Origin of the sequence: Micromonospora sp. S-DT3-3-22, from assembly GCF_015354745.1 — a bacterium.
GTDB lineage: Bacteria > Actinomycetota > Actinomycetes > Mycobacteriales > Micromonosporaceae > Micromonospora > Micromonospora wenchangensis.
The window spans coordinates 12,032-31,380 of the sequence record NZ_JACGMO010000066.1 but is presented as its reverse complement, the minus strand read 5'-3'; the positions used below and the strand labels follow the sequence as shown (position 1 = coordinate 31,380).

The 19,349-nt window shown below is 70.1% G+C and carries 20 protein-coding genes and 1 pseudogene; 3 read left to right on the top strand and 18 right to left on the bottom strand.

The features are described from left to right. Nucleotides 1-71 precede the first annotated feature (71 nt). A pseudogene (locus H1A17_RS19575) lies at nt 72-401 on the top strand (hypothetical protein); the annotation flags it as partial. Between the two features lie 25 nt (nt 402-426). Here the strand turns inward: H1A17_RS19575 and H1A17_RS19570 are convergent. Further along, on the bottom strand, nt 427-1,191 hold the full coding sequence (locus H1A17_RS19570; RefSeq protein ID WP_194822586.1) for a hypothetical protein: 765 nt from the start codon (nt 1,189-1,191) through the stop codon (nt 427-429). Between the two features lie 187 nt (nt 1,192-1,378). Here H1A17_RS19570 and H1A17_RS19565 point away from each other — a divergent pair, with 187 nt between their 5' ends. Beyond that, entirely contained in the window at nt 1,379-2,035 is a 657-nt protein-coding gene (locus tag H1A17_RS19565) for a hypothetical protein (RefSeq protein WP_194822585.1), read from the top strand. A gap of 165 nt (nt 2,036-2,200) precedes the next feature. Continuing rightward, nucleotides 2,201-2,368 (top strand): hypothetical protein, encoded by a 168-nt coding sequence (locus H1A17_RS19560; RefSeq protein WP_194822584.1) that lies wholly within the window; start codon nt 2,201-2,203, stop codon nt 2,366-2,368. 63 nt (nt 2,369-2,431) lie between these two features. Here the strand turns inward: H1A17_RS19560 and H1A17_RS19555 are convergent, their stop codons facing one another. The 17 genes from H1A17_RS19555 to H1A17_RS19475 form a co-directional block, all read right to left on the bottom strand. Further along, a complete protein-coding gene (locus tag H1A17_RS19555; protein ID WP_194822595.1) occupies nt 2,432-3,076 on the bottom strand; it encodes a hypothetical protein in 645 nt (214 codons plus the stop codon). Nucleotides 3,077-3,284: 208 nt separating this feature from the next. Beyond that, nucleotides 3,285-3,680: a hypothetical protein gene (locus tag H1A17_RS19550; protein ID WP_194822583.1), complete on the bottom strand. Its 396-nt coding sequence runs from the start codon at nt 3,678-3,680 to the stop codon at nt 3,285-3,287. After that, nucleotides 3,677-4,279 carry a hypothetical protein gene (locus H1A17_RS19545; RefSeq protein ID WP_309236813.1) on the bottom strand — a complete coding sequence of 201 codons (603 nt, stop codon included), beginning with the start codon at nt 4,277-4,279 and terminating at the stop codon, nt 3,677-3,679. Before H1A17_RS19545 ends, H1A17_RS19550 begins: the two co-directional genes overlap by 4 nt. 62 nt (nt 4,280-4,341) lie before the next feature. Next, nucleotides 4,342-4,761: a hypothetical protein gene (locus tag H1A17_RS19540; protein ID WP_194822581.1), complete on the bottom strand. Its 420-nt coding sequence runs from the start codon at nt 4,759-4,761 to the stop codon at nt 4,342-4,344. A gap of 26 nt (nt 4,762-4,787) precedes the next feature. Continuing rightward, the gene (locus H1A17_RS19535) at nt 4,788-5,246 is read right to left on the bottom strand and encodes a hypothetical protein (RefSeq protein WP_194822580.1); all 459 of its coding nucleotides are present in this window, start codon (nt 5,244-5,246) and stop codon (nt 4,788-4,790) included. Between the two features lie 92 nt (nt 5,247-5,338). After that, nucleotides 5,339-5,956 carry a hypothetical protein gene (locus H1A17_RS19530; protein ID WP_194822579.1) on the bottom strand — a complete coding sequence of 206 codons (618 nt, stop codon included), beginning with the start codon at nt 5,954-5,956 and terminating at the stop codon, nt 5,339-5,341. Between the two features lies 1 nt (nt 5,957). After that, complete coding sequence (locus tag H1A17_RS19525) at nt 5,958-6,944, bottom strand: DUF932 domain-containing protein (RefSeq protein ID WP_194822578.1); 987 nt, start codon at nt 6,942-6,944, stop codon at nt 5,958-5,960. Between the two features lie 167 nt (nt 6,945-7,111). Then, on the bottom strand, nt 7,112-7,684 hold the full coding sequence (locus H1A17_RS34565; protein WP_309236812.1) for a hypothetical protein: 573 nt from the start codon (nt 7,682-7,684) through the stop codon (nt 7,112-7,114). Then, nucleotides 7,681-8,145, bottom strand: coding sequence for a hypothetical protein (locus H1A17_RS19515; RefSeq protein WP_309236811.1), 465 nt, complete (start codon nt 8,143-8,145; stop codon nt 7,681-7,683). The genes H1A17_RS34565 and H1A17_RS19515 overlap by 4 nt, the downstream gene beginning before the upstream one ends. Nucleotides 8,146-8,415: 270 nt before the next feature. Then, nucleotides 8,416-9,492 (bottom strand): helix-turn-helix domain-containing protein, encoded by a 1,077-nt coding sequence (locus H1A17_RS19510; protein WP_194822577.1) that lies wholly within the window; start codon nt 9,490-9,492, stop codon nt 8,416-8,418. Nucleotides 9,493-9,921: 429 nt separating this feature from the next. Beyond that, a complete protein-coding gene (locus tag H1A17_RS19505; protein ID WP_194822576.1) occupies nt 9,922-10,968 on the bottom strand; it encodes a M23 family metallopeptidase in 1,047 nt (348 codons plus the stop codon). Next, entirely contained in the window at nt 10,956-11,765 is an 810-nt protein-coding gene (locus H1A17_RS19500; RefSeq protein ID WP_194822575.1) for a replication-relaxation family protein, read from the bottom strand. The genes H1A17_RS19505 and H1A17_RS19500 overlap by 13 nt, the downstream gene beginning before the upstream one ends. 62 nt (nt 11,766-11,827) lie before the next feature. Then, nucleotides 11,828-13,426, bottom strand: coding sequence for a type IV secretory system conjugative DNA transfer family protein (locus H1A17_RS19495; RefSeq protein ID WP_228543846.1), 1,599 nt, complete (start codon nt 13,424-13,426; stop codon nt 11,828-11,830). Next, complete coding sequence (locus H1A17_RS19490) at nt 13,423-14,679, bottom strand: hypothetical protein (RefSeq protein ID WP_194822573.1); 1,257 nt, start codon at nt 14,677-14,679, stop codon at nt 13,423-13,425. The genes H1A17_RS19495 and H1A17_RS19490 overlap by 4 nt, the downstream gene beginning before the upstream one ends. A gap of 122 nt (nt 14,680-14,801) precedes the next feature. Next, nucleotides 14,802-16,592, bottom strand: a complete 1,791-nt coding sequence (locus H1A17_RS19485; protein ID WP_194822572.1) for a VirB4 family type IV secretion system protein — start codon at nt 16,590-16,592, stop codon at nt 14,802-14,804. Further along, nucleotides 16,589-17,515: a PrgI family protein gene (locus H1A17_RS19480; RefSeq protein WP_194822571.1), complete on the bottom strand. Its 927-nt coding sequence runs from the start codon at nt 17,513-17,515 to the stop codon at nt 16,589-16,591. Before H1A17_RS19480 ends, H1A17_RS19485 begins: the two co-directional genes overlap by 4 nt. Beyond that, nucleotides 17,512-19,227: a hypothetical protein gene (locus H1A17_RS19475; RefSeq protein WP_194822592.1), complete on the bottom strand. Its 1,716-nt coding sequence runs from the start codon at nt 19,225-19,227 to the stop codon at nt 17,512-17,514. Before H1A17_RS19475 ends, H1A17_RS19480 begins: the two co-directional genes overlap by 4 nt. Nucleotides 19,228-19,349 lie beyond the last annotated feature (122 nt).

Sequence of the window (19,349 nt, the reverse complement as noted above, 5' to 3'; positions counted from 1 at the left end):
AGGGGACCGACGTAGCCGAGCCTGCCCGAGCGGCCAGCGCCGCCCGCCCACCCCACCCGCAACACTGCCCGCCCTGGTGCATCGACTGCCGCCATGACGACGCCGACCCCTTCTCACCCCGAGCACTTCTACACCGAGGCGAGGCGGACACCGTGCACGTCTACGACCAGGCATGCCTCCTGGTCGAGGCACACGTACGGGTCGCCCACTGGGACAAAACCCCGAGCTGGATCGGCACCGATCCGGCCGGCCTGGAACGCCCCTATGTTGAGTTCAGCTTCCCGCCCGACGACGACCTATATGTAAGTCTCAACCCCGAGCAGGCTCGTCGCCTCGCCGCCGCTCTGCTTCGCGCTGCCGACGCCGCAGACGTGGCCATTCGAGGCGACGCCTCGCAGTAAGTCAATGCACTTCAAGTCGGATGATCTATTGGCCGAACGTCCGATCCAGCTCTCGGTTGAAGGCATTGGCGGAATCCTCATACTCGCGGATCTCGCTCGCATACTTTAGGCCAATCCGATCATGCAACCACTTGTCGAAGTCGCCAGCAATTCGCGCGTAGCCATCAATCATGGAAACAATTTCAAGACAATCGCCCCGACTCGCAATCCACCTCTTAATATCACTGTTCCACCTCGACCATTCCAGCAGAGGTTGACACAGAAGAACAAACGTCACCGAGAACGACTGCGGGGAGAAGGTCTGTTGACTCTGGGCCACGGGTAGGCGGTGATGCGTTAGATAGTTACGAAGACCGCGCAGGAAGGCGCTCGGAGCGTAGTCGTCGAAGCCGGTCCTGACCCTTTCGGCATACTCGACGGTGAGTGCCGCGTCGTCACTAAAGTGCTTTTTCATGAACCTGCGCTGCTGATCAATACGGGTACTCAATGCCATAAGGACGTTGTGGAGCAGCCTTTCGACCTCAGAGAGCAGATCGTCGTGCACTTCAGGGTTCGATATGTCGAAGATTGGAAGCGAATGGGAAGGATCTTGCAAGCGAGCGATAAGGTCGTTGTACTGCGCAACGTTGGCCTGAAGCACGTAGCCGATGCGACGGACGTACGCCATGAGTTCAACAGCGCGGTAACCAGGAGAGGCTTTGAGTTCGTCCTGCCAGACAAGCAAGTGAGGACGGTCGGGTTGACTATCGACAGGGGAAACGTAGGCGTTCGGGACATCTTCGATCGACACGTGCACATTCTCGCACGCATGTGCACCGAGCTAAAGTAGCCAACTTCACCCGACTTGCGGTCGTCGGCTCATCTAGCCATTCAAAGAAGCGGAGTGGTTCGGATTTTGTATCGAATGGGTCATCTACTTCACCAGCCTGCCGCAGCCGCTGACCACAATGTCTGACCTCTCCGGTAAGATGCCCGCCGTGATGGACCTCCCCCTTTTCGCTATCATTAGCACCCCGGAACCTCTCAAGTGGACGGAGGTGGGCGGGTTCTGGGTCGGCGTCGGGGCTGGCCTGCTCGGGGCTTCCGTGACGGCTGTTGCTTCATGGGTGGCTTACCGCTCGAACCGACCTAAGCGCCTCCTTCGCTGGAAGTCGAAGATCACGCCGGTCACCGATGACAACATGAGAAAGGTCGGGCTTCGCGTCTTCTATAATGAAGAAGAGCTAAAAGGGGCCCTGGTAGCTGAAGTCGACATTATGAACGCCTGTCGCAAAGATTTTGCATCCTCTGACTTCGAAGACGGCAAACCCCTTGAGATTAGAGTTAAGGGCCGAATCCTCAATATACTCAAGACAGAAGTGAAAGGAAGCCACGCCCCGCATCCTGCGATCGAGCACACAAACGACAATGACGGCAACGTCATACGCATCTCGCCATGCTTGATCCCGGCAGGTTCCTCACTACACTTCCGCCTTCTCCTAGCGGATGACGCGGGGGCCACCATCATCCAGCATGCTGTCTTCACCGGAAAGAGGATTGTCGGGAAGCTGCCTGAGATCCGACTCGTAAGTCCGTTGCGCGATGTAGTCGTGAAATCGGACAACAAAGAAATCGCCGGGCTAACGCAGCGGTAATTCCGATGGTCATTTGGTCCTCCTCTCGTTACCTCGAAAAGTGCCGTCAGTCGTAACCCTGACCTGGCACCTGGCGGCGGTCTTGATCGCGCCGTCGAGGTCAGCGTGGATAGGCGCGGCTGCCCGAACGGGCACCACGCCGAACGCTGCCAGAAGGGATTACACATGACCGACACAACGCCCGGCCTCCGCACGATCGAGGTCGCTGACGACGTGTACGACGTGCTCAAGCGTACCGCCGACAGCCGAGACACCGACATCAACGGCGCGCTGCGCTACCTGATCGAGGTTCCGACGCCTCGGCCTGCCGGCGAGGACGACGACGAAGACTGAACCACTCGTACGACAGGTGCCGCCGAGGTCGGGCTGACCCGACTCGGCGGCACCTGTCCGCACTCAGGCCCTTTGCCCGGAAGAGGTGCCGCCTACCGCGTACGCGGCGGCAAGTAGTCGTTGCGCGGTGCGTTGAGTGATGCCGAGCTGCTGAGCGAGCGCGACGCCGAGGCCGCGCCGGTCGCGTCCGGTGCGGTCGGCCGCGGTGAGGAGAGCGATGGCGGTGGGAAGCCGGGGGTCGTCGGCGTACGGGTGTGGTTTGCGGGCACCGGTGGTGCCGGGGGTGCGGCCGGTGGACTGTCGGCCCGTGCGGGCGTCGGCGACGGCCCATACGGTACGCCGGAACCACAGACGACGCACCCGCCCGTCCGGCAGCATCTCGACTCGGTCGGGGTGGTTGTACAGGGTGTCGGGCAGGTTGCGGTACGAGCCGTAGCCGAGGACTCGCGCCGCCGCGCCCGAGCCGATGAGGTCGTCGGAGTCGCCGCGGCGGTCGACCCTCGTCAGCTCGGCGCGCTTCGCCGCCTGGTGCGCGGCGTGGAATGCCTCGATGTCGTCGAGCCAGAACCACTCCCGCCCTTCGTGCGGGAAGCCTTCGGGGAAGTTGAACCGGGCGCGGTGGCGGTGCCAGTGGTTGACCGTGGAGTACGCCGCGCCGGTGTGCGCGGCGACTCCGGCCCGGTCGAGGGCGGGCCGTCTGTCGATCACGAGTCGTGCCACGCCCCCATCCTCCCTGCAGTGGTGCTCGCTGCCGGTGCCGTGCCTTCGAGGCGGGTACGGCTCGCCGTAGGATCGGCGGCACGCCCCGGCCCGGGTATAGGCGGCCGTGTGTCCGCAGGCGGCCCGGAGTGGGCGAGGTGGCCGGTCGGGGTTGCACGCACCCTCGGGTGTGCCCGCCGGCCACCGACCCACCTCGTTACGACGGCGGACGCAGCACCCGCCACGCTGTCTGCGCCATCAGGTGTATTGGTAGTGCGGCGAGTTTCGCCTGGGTGGCGGGTTTGATCGCGTCATAGACGGTCAGGATCGCGGCGGCGGTGGTCGCGTCCACCACCACCCCGTCGATCTTGCGGAAGTTGCCGCCCTTCGCCTCCCGCAACAGCTCGATAATGCGGGGGTCGCCAGCGGTCGCGTCGTCGGGAAGCGCCTCGATCTCGGCCAGCGACTCGCAGTCCGGGCAGATGACGAGGTGCGGGTCCTCGGTGACGAGGCTCAACGGCACGTCGGCGGCGCCGCACACCGGCCCCATCCGGCGGCGGGCCTTCGCGTGGGTGAGGGCAGGCCATCCGTGCCGCCCCGTGGTGTCGGTCATGGTGCCTCCCCCGTCGGGTGAGTCCAGATGCCGAGGGGGTGACCCGGCGCGATCCGGCCTCGGCCGGGGGCGAGGGTGTCGAACACCTCGGAGTACCGCTCATAAAGCTGGCCCCGGGTCCGCATGAGGTGCTTGCCTCGGGTGAGCTTCGCGGGCAGGGCCTCGACCACCCGGCCGATCAGCCCATACAGGTCCCGGGCCTCGATGAAGTCGGCGCATTCGTTGCAGGCCGACCAGCCTTCGCCCCACGCCTGGGTGAAGGCGTGCTCGGTGTCGGTGCGGCGTACCCGTGCCGCGTGGTGTCGAGTCTGGTAGTCGCCTACGGCGATGACCTGTGCGGTGACTCGGCGGGCGTCGGTGATCTGGTTGGCGCACCGGTAGATCCAGGCGGCGTCGGGTGCGGAGCAGAAGTCGCACTCGATGATCGGGTCGGGGATCTCGGTGATGGGTGCGGCCTCGGGCCGGTGGTCGCTGCGTTGGCCACGCTGCTCGGCCGCGTGCAGGTACTCCACGATCATGCCCAGGTTGTTGTAGCGGATGTTGAGGGCTCGGCGGCAGCGGCGGCAGTAGAGCGACTCCGGGACCGGCGCCGTGCTCACGTCGAGCGCTGCCGCCTCGGGGAGTCGGACGGATTCCTCGGGGTGCGGGGAGTGCGGTGGCATTACTGGTCGCCTCCGTCCTGGTGGCGGTTGAGCTTCGGCCGAGTGGGCTTAGCGGGGCCGAGGATCAGGCCGAGACGCAGAGTCGCGAGGTCGACCAGCCGCCGCAGCAGGCTCGCGGTTCCGGCGCTGAGGTCGGCGTCGTAGTCGTGGGCGATGCGGCAGGCGTCGCGTACCGCCTCGGCCGCTGTGGTGAGCGCGGCCTCCAGGGCGGCGCGATCGTCGTCCCGGGTGGCTCGCCTGACGTTCTCGGCCGGGTAGGTGCGCTCGTCGCCGGTGGGGAATCGGAGGGTGTAGCTGCGAGCGTAGGTGGTGTGCGGGGTGGAATAGCGGACATCGGTGACGGTGCCGAGGCGGTACTCGACCGGGTCGGTCGGCGTGATCACCCGCGCGGTGTCGCCGTACTCCATGGATCGGTACATCACAACTCCGTTCAAAGGGGTGAGGGCTAGCTGGTGGGGTGGTCGAGTTCGCCGCCGGTGGCCGGGTGGGGTGGGAGGGCGGGGAGGATGCCGGTGAGGGTGCCGCCGGTCTGCTCGTCGGTGATGGCGGCGCAGGCGATGAGGGCGGCGCAGGCGGCGAGGGCCTGGGCCGGGGTGTACCGCACGCGGACGGCGCGGGTGCCGTCGAGGGTGGTGGCGCGGACCTCGACGCGGCCTCGCTGCCAGGTGGCCACGGGAAGCTCGGCGTCCGGTACGGCGGTCATCGTCCCGCGCAGTGCCTCCCGCAGCGCGGCGCGCAGGTGCTCGCGGCGGCGAGCGGCGATGGCCTCCCATTCCGACGCCTTCTTCGTGTGCGCCGTGTGGTCGTCTCCGGCGCAGGAGGCCGCGCGGGCGTGGAATCGTTCGGCGTTGCCGGTCGCCTGGGCGAACTCGGCAGCGAGGTCGAACAGTCGTTCTGGATTCATGCGGATACTCCGTAGTGAGTCAGAGGGGGCGTCGCCCGATGTGCCGCGCGGTCACGGTCCGACCCGGAACCGCGCGGCACATCGGACGACGGTCAGGAACGGGCGACCGGCGGGCCGGCGGCACCGTCCGGGGCGGCCGGCTGAGCGGCGGCTCCGGGCAGGGCGAACGGCGGGGCGGCCTTCACGTGCGGCAGGCCGGGGTCGAGCTTTTGCCCGATGCGGTCGAGCACGATCGCCCCGTTGGCGGTCAGGTGCGCTCCCACGGCGAGGGCCTGCGCGCCGGTGAGCAGCACGACGAGGCGGCGGGCCGAGGTGTCGTGCACATGTAGCTCGACGTGGCCGTTGGTCAGCGGCCGGACCGGCATGAACCGCTCGACCTGCGCCGCGCCGGGCAACCCCGCGCGGATCGCCTCGACCAGTTCCCGCCACCGCTCGTCGACGAGTGCGTCGAATCGGGCGGCGCGTTCGGTCAGGGTGGCGTGTTCGTCGTGGCTGGTGGAGTGTCCGGCCAACGCGCGAGCGACCTCCGCCCGCGCAAACTGGGCACACACCTCGTTAGCCAGCGCGATCACGGCCGAGTCGGTGGGCACCGAGGCCGGCGGTGGCGCAACGACCGGCTCGGTACGGACTTTCGCCGTGCCGGTGGCGCAGTGCGCCCCTGTGGCGGGGCCGGGCTTGTTCCTCTTCTTCTTGCGCCATGGCCAGCGCATCTCAGACCGCCAGCAGCTCGAACGCGCGGGCCTTGAGGTCCGCTCCGGCACCGGTCAGCGCCCGGCTCGCCCGAACAAGGTTGGTCTTGGCCGGGGCGAAGTGGTCCACGTACTCGGTGATGGCCTGGTAGCCGGCCCACCGGGTGCCCTTGATCGCCTTCTGCGTGTCCGCGTCCCGGATGAGATAGCGCAGCGTCGCGGTGCGCTGCTTCGCGTTGTTGCGCGCCGTGTCGGAGGCGTCGTCGGCGAGGGGCCACAACTGCGCGACGATCTTCTCGAACTCGCCCATCGTCAACGACTCGTTGATCATCTTCTCGGCTTCGGCCTCGAACGCGTCGAACGCCTTCCACATCAGGCCGAGGGCCTGCCGCGCCTCGGCGATCTTGCTGGTCACGTTCGAGGTGTGCCGGAACGTGTACGAGCTACGCGACCGCTGATAGGCGAGGGCCTGGGTGTTCGCGCACACGATCCGCACCGGCGTCGCGTCGAGACGCAACGAGGCGGTGCCGTCGTGAGAGGTGGTGGCCGCGAGGTACAGGTCCATGTCGTCCACCCCGGCAATACGCATCGCCGTCGGCAGCTTCATGGTCACGAACACCGACCGGCCCTTCCGCATCGAGCCGGCGGTCTCGAAGTGCGCGCCGGACGCGTCGACCAGGAGGTTGAGCGTCTCGGCGACCTGCTCGTTCTGCACCACCGAGTAGTCCTCGCCGACCACCCCGAGGTACTCGGTCTCACCGGTGGCCGGGTTGGTGCGCACGGTCATGTACTTGTCGGGGCAGTCGACCTTCGTCACCCCACGCTCGGTGACCTCGATGCCCTGAAGGGCGATCTTGCGAACCTCCCAACCGCCGAGCCACGCCTTACTCATGACCTCCTGCGCGGTCATGCAGGCATCGGTGACGGTGCCGAGCTGATGCCAGGCGGTCAGCCGCGCGGAGGCGAAGGCCGTCTGGCCGTTGGCGAGAGTTTCGAGTTCGTGTGCCACGGTGGCACCCCTTTCAGCTTGTGTTTTGGCGGGCGGCGGGCCGGGGGTTGCAACCCCGGCCGCGCCGTCACTAACAATGTTTCCTGCCTCTATGCGCCGATCAAGACGATCGGTTCGAGTCGATGGAGGTTTCTGCGGCGAATCTGACGCCCGCCGCCGGGCGTGGCCTACCGGGTGTCGGTGGCCGGGCGTAGCCGCCCGTCCGGCCCGTACACGTAGGTGTGCACGGTTTTGAACGGGGCCGGTAGGTACACGGTGAACCCGTGTTCGGGGATGAACCGTGTCTGGTAGGTACGGGTGATGCCCAACAGGTACCGGTCGGGTTTGTCGCCGTGCGATCCCGGCGGGATGATGCCCGCCCCCGGACGGTCGGCACGGGCGCGGCGGTGCCGCCCGAGCGCGATGTGTGGGCAGAGCGACAGTCCGGCAATCATGCACTCCGGGTGCCCCGGCGGGTCCGCGTAGCGCATCAACTCGGCGGCCCGGGGTCCGCCGAGAAACGCCACCCAATAGCCCATGGGCTCGCCGCACAGCGAACACCGTCGTTCGACCGCGAGGCGGATCGAGGTGGTGGTGTTGATCGTGGTGAAGTCGACGTGTGACCCGTCGCCGGTCGGGTCGGGGTGGATGTTGACGGGCGGGATGGGTAGGCCGCGCCGCGCGTCGTGGGGACACGCGGCCAGCGAGGGCGGGATGTCGGGCCGGTCAGTGGCCGGGCCGGTGTCCGATGGGCCGGTCACGAGGCACCGGCCGCACGGCCGGGCCGGGCGTCGGTTACGGTGATATGCGGTAGCTGTGACCGCAATACGGTGTGCGCCTGTTCCCATTGCGCCTCGGTCAGGGGCAGGGTGACCGGTTTGAGGTTCGCGGCGGTCATCGTCACGGCCATGATGTCGGCCTCGTCCGCCGAGTCGAACACGGCCACCATGTCGCCCCCGGCAACCATGTAGACGCGGGGGTCATCGGCGGGCCGGGGCACCCGGGCGGTACGGCGGTGTTCGGCCAGCCACCGGCCGACCACCTCGTCCGGGCCGCCGGTCAGGGTGCCGGTGTCATAGCCCTCGCCATCGAGCCACCCGAGGTGATCAGCCACGCTCCAATCAGGATGAACGAGCCAGCTTTGCCATACGGCCTGCCACATGGTCAGGCGTGGCGCATTGCCGATCGGGTCCGCCGGTTGTGAGCCGTTCTGACCGGGCACCGGGCATAGCGGGGTGCCGTCGTGGTGGGACGCGGCCGGACGCGGGGTGAATCCGTCGAGGGGCCAGTCACGCGGCGGTACTGGCCGGGCCGGTTCCCCGCATTCGGGGCAGCGCAGCGACCCCGGCGCGAACGTCGGGCCGTGGGCGGCGTGGTCGGGGTCGGGGTGGCCGTGGGGGGGGTGGTCATGGTCCGTTCCTTCCGTGCGCTTGTGGGTGGGCGTGCGGGGGCCGGGGCCGGGCATGGTGCCCGGCCCCGGCGGGGCGGTAGGTCAGGCCGCCACCGGCGCGGCGGCGGCCTCGTCGGTGCCGGCCTCGTCGTCGGCGGTGGTGTCGTTGGTCTGCGGCGGGGCCATGAACGCGCGGACCTCGGCGGTCGGGGCGGGCGGGTTGTCCGCGAGGGCGTAGGTTTCCGGGGCCTCACGGGTCAGGATCAGCGCACCGGCCCCGGCGAGCTTGGACATGGCGTTGCGGACCGCGCCGGGGCTCCGTCCGCCGATCTCACGGGCGACGGTGCCGGGGGTCACGTCGTGGCCGGTGCCGAGGTCGCGCATGAACGCCTCGACCCGGTTGCGCAACTCGTTCTTAGCCAGCTTCACCGACCCGTCGCTGTTGATCTCGCCGGTCGTGCGGCCGGTGCCGTTGGCGCGTCGGGCCGAGGGGCGGCGGATCTTGCGGGTGTGACCGCACGTCGGGCACGTGGTGTGAGTCGGGGCGTTGGCTGGGTCGACGGTGGCGAGGTCACCGTCCCCGATGACCCACAGCTCGTCACCGTCATCGGTGACCGGCAGGCGACGGGCGGCCCCGGCAACCTCCATCGCGGCGAGGATCGTGTCGCCCATCGCGACCGACAGACCGCTCTCGTTGATCGCGTTGTCGGCGGTGATGCCGTCCGGGTGCCCACCCAACACACCGGCCATGATCAACACCTTGAGGTCAGGCTGACGCGGGGCGACCGGCACCCCCGACACCGGCGCACCGGACACGGGGGCCTCCGGTAGCGCGGACTCGTCCGCCCCGCCGTTCCCGTTCGCGTCGTCGGCGGGGGTCACCTCGTCGGTGGCGTCCGGGGTCGCGTCGGTGGCGTCGTCGGCGGGGGTCGGCACGTCGGTGGCGTCGGTGGCGGGGTGCCAGATGTCGGCGCTCTTGCGGTTGCCGTTGGTGGGGCCGGGGGTGCGGGTGGCGGTGCCGTCGGCCTCCATCGCGGCGAGGGCCTTGGAGGCGGTGGACTGTCCCACCCCGGCCTCGGCGGCGAGGTCACGGACGGTGATGCCGTCGGGGTGGTTCGCGAGGGTCCGGGCGACGGTGACGGCGGTCGTGGTCGGGGCGGTGTTGGCGTTGGTAGACATGGCGAATCAACCTCCGTGCAATAGGGTCGGCAATAGCGATTCCGCGCGCGGGGTGCGCATTGTTTGCGGTTTCGCCGGGGCGGTTTTTGTTGCCCACGTCCATGGACCCTCTGCACGCGATGATTGTCAACCCCGTTGCGCAAGACTCTTTACGGGGACCATCCCCGCGCCGCTTCCGTTCTCGATTCAGGAACCGCTACCGCTGCCCGAAATGCCATTTGACGGCCCCGTGTTCGACGCTGCGCCACGTTCGGCGCGGCTCCCTATGCCGGACAGGGCGGGCGGTGCAGGGGCCGCTCACACCGTCTTACGGGGTAGTGGTTTTCGGTTCGAAACGACTACGCCGCGCGCCCGGCGGACCGGACGCGCGGCGGTCACGGCATACCCATAGATACCTTCTTGGAATGTGCGAATAATCACTTCATGAATCTACAGGGCCACACCCTTTCCGCGCGTGAAAGAAACCGGGTCAACGGCATTGTTCTCGGTGGCGGGATAGCCTTCGTGGATCTCGTAGTGCAAATGTGGACCGGACGAGTTCCCAGAACTGCCGACGTGGCCAATAGGCTGCCCCGCTATCACCGTCTGCCCTATCCGCACCATCGGCTGTCGCACCATGTGGCAGTACCGCGAAACGACGTCCCCCGCGTGGCGGATCTCCGCATACCAGCCACACCCGCCGAGCCCCGGGTAGCCGTCACCGTCGCACGGCATCGGCCCGCCGGTGGGTTCCCATGAGTCGCCCCCGACGTTGCACCGCACGCGCACCACCGCGCCCCCGGACGCGGCACGGATGACGGTGCCCTTCCCGGCCATGATGTCAACGCCGTCATGTCCGGGCCGGTCGCCGGTACGGAACCCGGAACCGGCCGTGCCCGCCACCGGGCGGGTCCACCCGGAGGCACTGATCGGCGCACCGTCGCACATGGGCAGCGGCCCGCCGGTGTAGGCCGTCACGATCTCGGTTGCTCGTGTCTCGTGTTTGGCGTAGGCGTCCGGGTACGCCGACCGTTGCACCTTCTGTGCCGCGTCGGTGAGCGGTAGCCGTTCCCACCCCGGCACGGCGAGGAGACGCTCGTAGAATGTCGCGGCGGCGTACTCGGGGTTCTTGATCTGTTCCGGGGTGCCCCATCCTTGCGACGGTCGCTGTTGGAACAACCCCAATGAGTCATGATCGTTATATGGGCCGAGGTGCCCGTGGTTGATCAACGAGGATTCCTGGGGGGCGGTCGCCACGGCGATCACCCGCCCGCGCACGGGTACCCGCATCCGCTCACCCACGGTCACGATCACCGAGGCGTTCCGGGCCTGTTCCGCCGACAACCCCGCCGGAGTCGCGCCCGGTGCGGTGACCGCCCCGACGCAACTACCCCCACCGCCACCGAACACGGACGAGACGACACCGGCGGTAGCCGAGGTGAGCAGCAGCAGTGCTACGGCTGCCCCGGTCGCGACCCACAGGGCTACCCGTCCCATGCCGCACCGCCCGGTGTGGGTAGGTCGGCCAGACGTACCCGGTCGGGGTGCCCCACGATGCGCCAGACCGGCCCCGCCGGGCCGCCGGACGCGGCGGCGTGGTCGGCGGTAGCGGTGGCCACGGTCACCCCGTCCGGCACCCCGGACCGGCGCAGGTGGGCGTGCAGGTTGGTCTCACGGGCGGCGGTGGGCAGCCAGAGCAGCACCGGGTACGCGCGTCGGGGCGGTAGTGCGGCGTAGCCCGTCAGCTTGCCCGCCACCCGGGCAAGGGTTTCGGTGCCGAGGTCGGCCTCGACCCAGAACGGCACCGCCCGCCCGTTGTCGGCCCACACGCCGTGTCCGTCCGGGCGGACCAGGTTGCCGCACGCCTCCCGGCAGCGTGCCTCGTTCCACCACCGCACCAACCGCGCCCCGGGGTACGTACGGGCATGAGCCGTGAGCGTGGCGAAGAACCCGTTCACCGTGAGCAGGTGCGCCAGCGTCGGGGACATCGCGAGTCGGGCGGTGGCATCGCGCACAACGGCGGGACGGGGCAATGTCTCGCCTCGTCCGGCCGCGATGAGGGCCGCGCCGACCGGGCCGAGGGTCCACCTCCACGCTTGCGACCCGGGCCGTTGGTAGTGCCGGAACCGGTCGAGGATGTCTCGATCTCGAAGGGTGTTGAGGCGGTTGCGGGCACGACCGACCGAACCGAAGGCGAGGTCGACGAGTTGGTCGGTGGTGAAGGTTCGGTGTTGGTCGAGCAGGTCGAGCAGGAGTCGGTCTCGGGGGGTGAGTCGGCCGAGTTCGGCGGCCACGACGGACGCCGTGAGGCGGGGACTGCCGGTGGCAGATGTGCGGGTGGGAGGGATATCTCTTATCAGTCGGTTCCGGTCCACCGGTCCTCCTCATCCCCGTCCACGTGCGCGTATGACGTGTTCAAGGGGGTGTGTTCACCCGGTGGTTCGTGGTCGTTGCGTTCCTCGTTGGATCGCTCGTTAGACCTCTCGTTAGAACCCTCGCCCTGAACAGCGAAGGTGTTGCGACCCACCAATTCCGTAGCCGCAGCGTCAGCCGACTCAGAAGACTCAGGGGCACCCGAGGTGGTAGCGGCTTCGCTGAGCAGCCGCCGCCGCTGGTTCACCGGCAGGCCGGTGTGCTCGCGGGCCGCGCGGCGCAGCTCGCCGGCACGCCCCGCGACGGCCGGCGGTGGGGGCTCGGTGTCGGCGGTGACCGGTGGCACGACCCGCCCACCGGCGACCGGACGGAGGACAACCTCGTAGCCGCCGAGGCGGATCAGGTCCCCGTCATCGAGATACGGCCGCAGGTGCCGGGCCTGGTCGATCGCATCGCGGGGGGCCAAGGCGAAGTAGACCTTGTTGCGGGCGTTGGCGTCGATCGCCTCCACCATGTCCCCGGACAGTTGACCGAGGTACTGGTGGGCGAGGACGAACGAGGTGCGTAAGCCGCGGGCCTCGGCGAGGGCGTCATCGATGCCGATGGGCAGGTGCAGGAAGTTGTGGCACTCGTCCAACACGATCATCGCGTCCGGGCGGTCATCCTCGGGGATGCGGGCGCGGGCGGTGGTCGCCTGCCACAACCCCGCCAGCAGCAGGGAGCCGACCAGGCGGGTGCCGTCCTCACCGAGCACACCCTTTGGCAGACGGGCCAGAAGGACACCGCCATCGAGGATCTCAGCGAAGGAAAACGTGGTGGCCGGCACCCCAAACAAGCTGTTCGCCATCGGATGCGCCAGGACGAGGCGTAGCCGGGACAGCAGCGGCGCGACGAGGCTGGAGCGCTGCGTGGCGGGCAGCTCGTTGAACCCTTCCCAGAACTCGCCGAGGGTGTTGCCCTCCCACGCGTTCAGCTTGCTGGTGGCAGCGTTGACCCGTTCGGCTCGCCACGTGGAGTCGGACAGCAGCCGCGGTAGCTGGGCGAGCGTGGTGCCTTCGACGTGGGCGAGGGTGAGCAGGCCGTGGTAGCAGATGTCGGCCGTGCGGTGCCCCCACCAGCGTGACCACACCTTCGCCATCACCGCCGTGAGGTTCGCGGCCACGTCGTGCGCGCTGCCGCCGTGCACGGCCGGATCGAGCAGGTTGATCGCCGGGCGCGCGGCCCGTTCGTCCGGGTCGATCAGGACCAGCCGATCACCGCAGTTCTTCGGCAGCCGGGCCAGGAGGTCTCGGATGAGGTCGCCCTTGGCCGGGTCGAACGCGGCCACGCCGCGCCCGGCCTCCACGTCATCCAGGATCATCCGCATCAGCAGCGTCGTCTTACCCGTGCCGGTCGGTCCGAGCGCGTGAACGTGGAACCGGCAGTCGGCCAAGGAGATCCCGACCCGCATCGCGGGGCCAGCGTTGGTGACGCCGATGACTTTGCCGCCCAGGCCCTGCCGGTCCTCGACCGGCACCAGGTTCAGCCGGCGTCCATTGGGACGAGAGGTAGGAGCCACGGCTTTGCGGTTGGTCTTGTTCATGGGGTGCTCCACGCGGTTGGCGGGTCGTCGGCGGTGGGCTCGGCTTGCTCTGCCGGGCGAGGGTGTGTGTCCCGCTCGGTGGCCCGGAAGATGTCGCGGGTCGCGGCCCGGCGGCGTGACGCCGCGCCGGGCAGGCCGTAGGCGGCCGGTTCGGCGGGCAACCCGGCCAGGGCGGCGGCTTCCGCCACGGACACCAGGCTCATCCGGGCCTCGGGCACCCACCGGTCGGCCGCCGCGAGCGCGCCGGAACGGAGCCGGCGGCGGGTGAAGTGGGCCGACAGCAGCCCGAACCCGGAGCTGACATCAGCAGCGGCAGCGCGGGCGGCGGGCTTGGTGGGGCCGGCGGCGACGGTGTGCACGGCGACGAGCAGGTGCGGGGCGTCGGCGTACTTCGCCCGCGCCTGCCGGGCCAACTCGGCGGTGTACGGGTCCGTGGAACGGGTGTGCCGCCTCGGGCTCGACGGGCCGGGGGTAACGATGTCCAGGACGCCGATGATCAGCGCTCGTAGCCCGTCGGCGAGCAGCCCGGCGGCGCGAGCGGTTCCTCGGAGGCGACGGGCGCGGTGGGGGTTGGTCATCGCGCGGCGCAGCGTGCGCATCCGGTGGGCGGGTGCTCGGCCGAGGTGGACTTGCAGGATCGCGCCGCCGGTGCGCCCGGCCGAGGCCAGCCCGCCGTAGACCCCCCGGAGCCGGTCCTCCTCGGGGGCGCTCGCGTCCATGCCTCGGCGGTGGGCCGGGGGTGTGGTGTCTTCGACCAGGGGTAGCCATTCCGGCTGGGTGGGCCAGACCGCCAGAGCAGCTACGGCCCCGGTCGTCGGGACGGCCGGTGGGCGGGTCTGTTCAGCGCGGACCCCGGGCCAGCCGCGTTGCAGCAGCCGCACCACGGCGGTCGGGTTGACCCCCGGTGGCAACCACAGTCCGCAGCGCATCCCGTCCGGGTCGGCGGCGACCTCCCACACGAGCCGGGCCGGGCGCAGCGCCCACCGGCGCGGCGCGGGCAGCACCGTGGCGAGCAGCCGCCACAGGCCGATCGTCGCGGCCGGAGTGGCAGTGACCGGCGGGATGATCTGCAGCCATCGGGCTGCGGCGGCGTGCCGTCGCCAGACGCGCCGCCGCCACAACGCCCACCCGACCCGCACGGCGACGAGCGCCACCAGGGCGGCAAGGAGCAACGGCCATCGCTCTCGGACGAGCGGCCACACGACGTTGGTGGCGTCGTCGCCCCAGGAACCACAGAGCAGCTCGCCCACCACCGAGTCAGGCACACCGCTGTGGCCGGGCATGCACCCGGTGGGGGTCGCAGGAGTTGGCGTCGGGGATGGGGACAACGTGACAACCATCGGGAACTCCGATCGGTGGTGGGAAGGAGGCCGGGTCAGCGGCGGCGCGCGGGGCGACCGGTGACCGGGCCGGTGATGATCAATTCGTGCTCGGTGGGCGAGGCGTGGCTGTGGAAGGCCACCCGCGCTGACCCGGCCGTGAGCAGGGCGTCTCCGCGTTGGCAGGACAGCAGGAACGCCCGTTCGCCGTCGGTGAGTCCGAACGCCTCGGCCACAGCGTCGATCGCTTGCGGTGCCTGCCGGAGCAGCACCTGGGTTGCGGCGTTGGAGACGACGGCGCGGCCGGTCTTGGTGGCGAGCACGTCAGCCGCGTCCTGGGTGACGACGGTCAACCCGGTGCCGTACTTGCGGGCGGACTTGGCGAGGGTCTCCAGGAACACGCCGCCGCGACCGCCGGACAGCAGCTTCCACGCCTCGTCCACCAGCACCATCCGCAACGCATCGGGCCGCTGGCCGGAGCCGGTCGCTCCGCGTACGGTGCGCCAGATGGTGTCCAGGGTGAGCAGCGTCCCGACCGGGTGAAGTTGCTCGGGCAGGTCTTTGATGGCGAAGACCACGAGGTGCCCCTGCGCGGCGGTGGTGGTGGGGCCGTCGAACAGGCCCTTCATGCTGCCGGCGACGTAGGGGTGCAGGCGGGCGGCGACGCGACGCCCGGCGTCGTCGGTGTCCTCCAGGGCCGCCGTCACGTCACCGAGGAGCGGGGCGGGTCGTCTCCAGGTGCGCGGGTCGGTGGTGATGCCCTTGGCCCGATACGCGGCCAGCACCGCCACGTCGAGGGAGCGGGCCTCATCGCCGGGCAGCGGCGCACTGACAGCGGTATCGCCGCTGGCCATCACCGTCACGAGCGTGTGCAGGAACCGCGCCCGATCGTTCAGGGCATCATCGCCGGGCGGCAGATCGAGAGGGTTGATCTTCACACCAGCCGCGCCGAGCCGGATGACCGTGCCGCCGACCGCATCGGCCAGCCGCAGGTACTCGTCTTCAGGGTCGATGACGAACGCCTCCACCCCGAGGCACAGGTTGCGCAACAGGTCGAGCTTGGCCAGGTACGACTTGCCTTCCCCGGAGCGGGCCAGGATGACAGCGTTGTAGTTGGACTGCGCCCACCGGTCCCACACGACCACCCCGGCCGAGTGCAGGTTCAACCCGAACAGCACCCCCATGCCGGTGTCCCCTGCGGTGTCGGGCAGGTCAGGGCTGGTGAACGGAAAGCTCGCGGCGAGGGCGTCAGTGTCGAAGACCCGCTTCATCCCCAACGCGTCGAACGCGAGAGGCAGACCGCTGATCCAGCCCTGCAACTGCCGCCACGTCACCGGCGCGGTGTCCAGCAGCAGCGAAGAAGCCAGAGACCGCACCTCGGCCACCCGCTGCGCGAGGTCGTCGGGGCTGGCGCCGTGGACGGTCAGATAGAGGCCGAGGCGGAACAGCCGGGCCTCGCCTCGGGCCACCCGCGTGGCCAGCTCGGCGGCGTCGGCCGCAGCGGCGTCAAGGTCGGGATCGTCAAGGCGGCCCTTGGCCGCGTCCTGGCGTCGGGAGGACTCGAACCGGCCGCGCTGCTTACGTAGCCGCTCGGAGGCCACCGCCGGCGGGACCGGCTCGATGTGGAAGGCGGCGTCGACCAGGCCCGGATAGGACAGGATCGGCTCCGCCCACCCCGGCCCGACCTCAGCCGGGTAGCCGACAACGGCCAGGGTGGCGCTGTAGCCGTCCCCGACCCGCACGTATCGGCTATCAACTTCGACGGCGTCCGGAGAGCCGGGCAGGACCGTGGCCGGCTCGGGCAGGGCGGGCCGCCGGTGCGGCAGCAGATTGGAGAACAGGCTCACTGTTCATCACTTCCGTCAGGTATGGCGTAGGGCGTGAGAGCTGCGCCTGTGGGGTGGAGGCTGGCCGCGAGCCGCACCGTGGCCTCCGGCCCGTCGAGGACCCGGGCGGGGACCTCGCAGCCGGCGAAGGCACGCACCGCCTCGGCCGCGTGGTGCGCGGTGTGGTGCGCGGCGCGCCGGCTCCGCACGGCCACGGTGACCTGCCGGTGCAGCAGCTCCCGCTGCCCGGCCAGGTCATCGAGGAACGCGGCGTGCGCGTGGGCTGCCTCTTCCAACGCGGGGTGCGGCAGCCCGGGGGCGGCGGCGAGGAACCGGTCGGCGAGGTAGGTCAGGTCGACCCGCTGTGCCCGCACGACGATCTGCGCCGGGCCGTCGAGGCTGTGTAGCCACCGGGCGAACCCGGCCACCAGGCCGTTCTGCTCCCCCGGTGTGCGCAGGCCGAAGGCCACCGTCGAGGCGGCGACCAGGCCGGTGGTGCCATCCGCTCCGAGGTCGATCAGGCCGTCGCCGGTGATGCCCTTCGCGGGCAGCCGCAGCGGTGCGGGCAGCGGTAGCCGGTCACCCGGCCCGGCGGTGGTCTGTACCCACGCCGGGGCCGGGACGACCGGCCTGTCGGCCGGGACGAGCTGGCGCGGACTGCGGCGGTGCCGCAGCGCGGCGAGGACCCAGGCGTCGAGGCTGATCCCGTCCCGGCGGCCGACCGCGAGCAGGAACGCTCCAGCGGCGGGCGGCATCGCCCCCGCGAGGAACACCAGCGGATGCACCACCGTGGCCACCGCCGTCCACGCCGCGTAGAGCAGCAGGCCCGTGACGGCCAGGATCACCAACTGCCGTCCGGAGAGGTTGAACGCGATCCTGTCCGGCCGCTCGATGTCTGCGGGAACCCGCGCCCGCATCGGAGCCTCGTCGCTGTGACGGCTCATCGCTGATCACCCCTCCGTGTGGATGGCGAGCGCCGCACCGGACCGGACGACCGGGACGGCAGTGGGGACGGGGACGGCCCGGGACGGACGGCGGACGGACCCGCCGACGTCACACCGCCCGACGGGGATGGGGACGGGCGTGGTGGGGCTGCCGACCGCTGACCATCCGGGGACGGCGGGACAGGCGGGGCCGGTGGACGGGACTGGGGCGTGCTGGGCGTGGCTGCCCGCCGGACGGCGGACGGGGAGCCCGGGTTGGCAGCAGGTCGCCCGCTCGGGGTGGCGCGTCGCGCCGCCGTGGGCCGTGTCCCGGGGGTCGAGGTTCGTCGTGGCCCGCCGACCGCCGGTGGTGTGGTCTGGGCTGCGGAGAACACCGGCGTGACCGGGGCAGGGGGCCGGCGCGGCGCGCTCTGCGGCGCTGCTGCGGCCGAGAACCTCACCGCCGGTGCCGCACCGCTGGGTGCTGGTGTCGGTGCCGGGGTCGTGGCGGCGCTGAAGGTGACTCGGGCCGGTGGGGTGGCCGGGGACGGCGGACTCGGGTGGGGCGGGGCCGGGTGGGAGAACTGCGCGGCCGGGGCACCGCCGGACGGTGTTGGCGTCGGGGTGGACGGGGTCGCCGGGTGGCTGAAGGTGGGGGCGGTGTTCGTCCCGGAGGGCGCGGGCAGCGGCGTGTGGGTGACGGGGGCGTGGCTGAAGGCCACTGGTCCCGGCGGAGGCGGCGGGACGGGAGTCGGCCCCAGACGGGGCGGGCGCGGTGGACGGGGCGGACGGGGTCCACCCGGTGACGGACGGGGGCCGGGTGGACGAGGGGCCGTCCGTCCGCCGGTCCGGGACGGGCTCGCGCCGCCGAGGATGCCGGCCGCCGCACCGAGCGTTTTGATCATGATGAAGGCGTGGAGGAGTTGCCCGAGCAGTCCTCGGCCGTTGCGCTGTCCGAGTGGGCCGAGGACGAACTGTCGCATCCAGCCCGGCAGTTTGATCAGCAGCCACAGCATCGTCAGGCAGACCACGACGCCGAGGAGCCCTTGTCCGGTCGCGGGCACGCCCAGCACGGTCGGTCCGGCGGGGGTGAGGAACACCTTGACGCTGGCCATGACGACGGTGGCCTGGCCGAGTTGCAGGCCGAGGCAGGCCAGCGTGCAGCGCCACCACAGGTGGGCCACGCCCTCGGTGAGCGGGCTGGCGTGGCAGATCAACGCTGCCGGGGCGACCCCGAGCAGGATGACCAGCGCCGCCAGGCGTAGGACGAAGGTGAACTCCAGGACGAGGCACATCACGATCACGGCGATGGCCAGCAACGCCATCAGGAACCCGCCGCCTCGCAGGGCGTCGTCCACGACCTGCCGGATCGCGGTCGCGGCGGTCGGGCCGTCGATCGTGTTACCCGCGATGGCCACCGTGAGCGCGTTGGTCAGCTCGATGGCCTTCTGACCGATGATCAGGCTGCAATTGGCCAGGACCACGCCCACAGCGATGCGGGGTAGCACCTGCTTGAGGCCGTAGGAGGTTTGCAGGGTTTCCCGGGCGGTGACCAGGAACCCTCCGGCGACGATGAACAGCACGGTGATGCCGTTGGCGACGACCAGGCTGGTCGTCCAGATCGCCTTGACGTGCTCGTTGGTGGTGAGGTCGGGGGTGGACAGCCACGACGCGCCGAGGGCTTCCATCACCGGCTGGAGAGCCTGCTCAGCGGCCCACACGACCAGGTCCACCACGGCCTTGCGGATCTGACCGCCGATGTCGTACCAGGCCGGATCATTGCTGACAGAGGGCTGACCGGGAGTCAGGGCCGGATCGGGCGTGGGTGCCGGCACGGAGGGAGACGGTTTCACTC

Bases quoted from the DNA above. Each gene is read 5' to 3' on its own strand.
- H1A17_RS19560 (WP_194822584.1), top strand. From the start codon at position 2,201: ATGACCGACACAACGCCCGGCCTCCGCACGATCGAGGTCGCTGACGAC.
- H1A17_RS19550 (WP_194822583.1), bottom strand. From the start codon at position 3,680: ATGACCGACACCACGGGGCGGCACGGATGGCCTGCCCTCACCCACGCG.
- H1A17_RS19540 (WP_194822581.1), bottom strand. From the start codon at position 4,761: ATGTACCGATCCATGGAGTACGGCGACACCGCGCGGGTGATCACGCCG.
- H1A17_RS19535 (WP_194822580.1), bottom strand. From the start codon at position 5,246: ATGAATCCAGAACGACTGTTCGACCTCGCTGCCGAGTTCGCCCAGGCG.
- H1A17_RS19530 (WP_194822579.1), bottom strand. From the start codon at position 5,956: ATGCGCTGGCCATGGCGCAAGAAGAAGAGGAACAAGCCCGGCCCCGCC.
- H1A17_RS19510 (WP_194822577.1), bottom strand. From the start codon at position 9,492: ATGTCTACCAACGCCAACACCGCCCCGACCACGACCGCCGTCACCGTC.
- H1A17_RS19505 (WP_194822576.1), bottom strand. From the start codon at position 10,968: ATGGGACGGGTAGCCCTGTGGGTCGCGACCGGGGCAGCCGTAGCACTG.
- H1A17_RS19495 (WP_228543846.1), bottom strand. From the start codon at position 13,426: ATGAACAAGACCAACCGCAAAGCCGTGGCTCCTACCTCTCGTCCCAAT.
- H1A17_RS19480 (WP_194822571.1), bottom strand. From the start codon at position 17,515: ATGAGCCGTCACAGCGACGAGGCTCCGATGCGGGCGCGGGTTCCCGCA.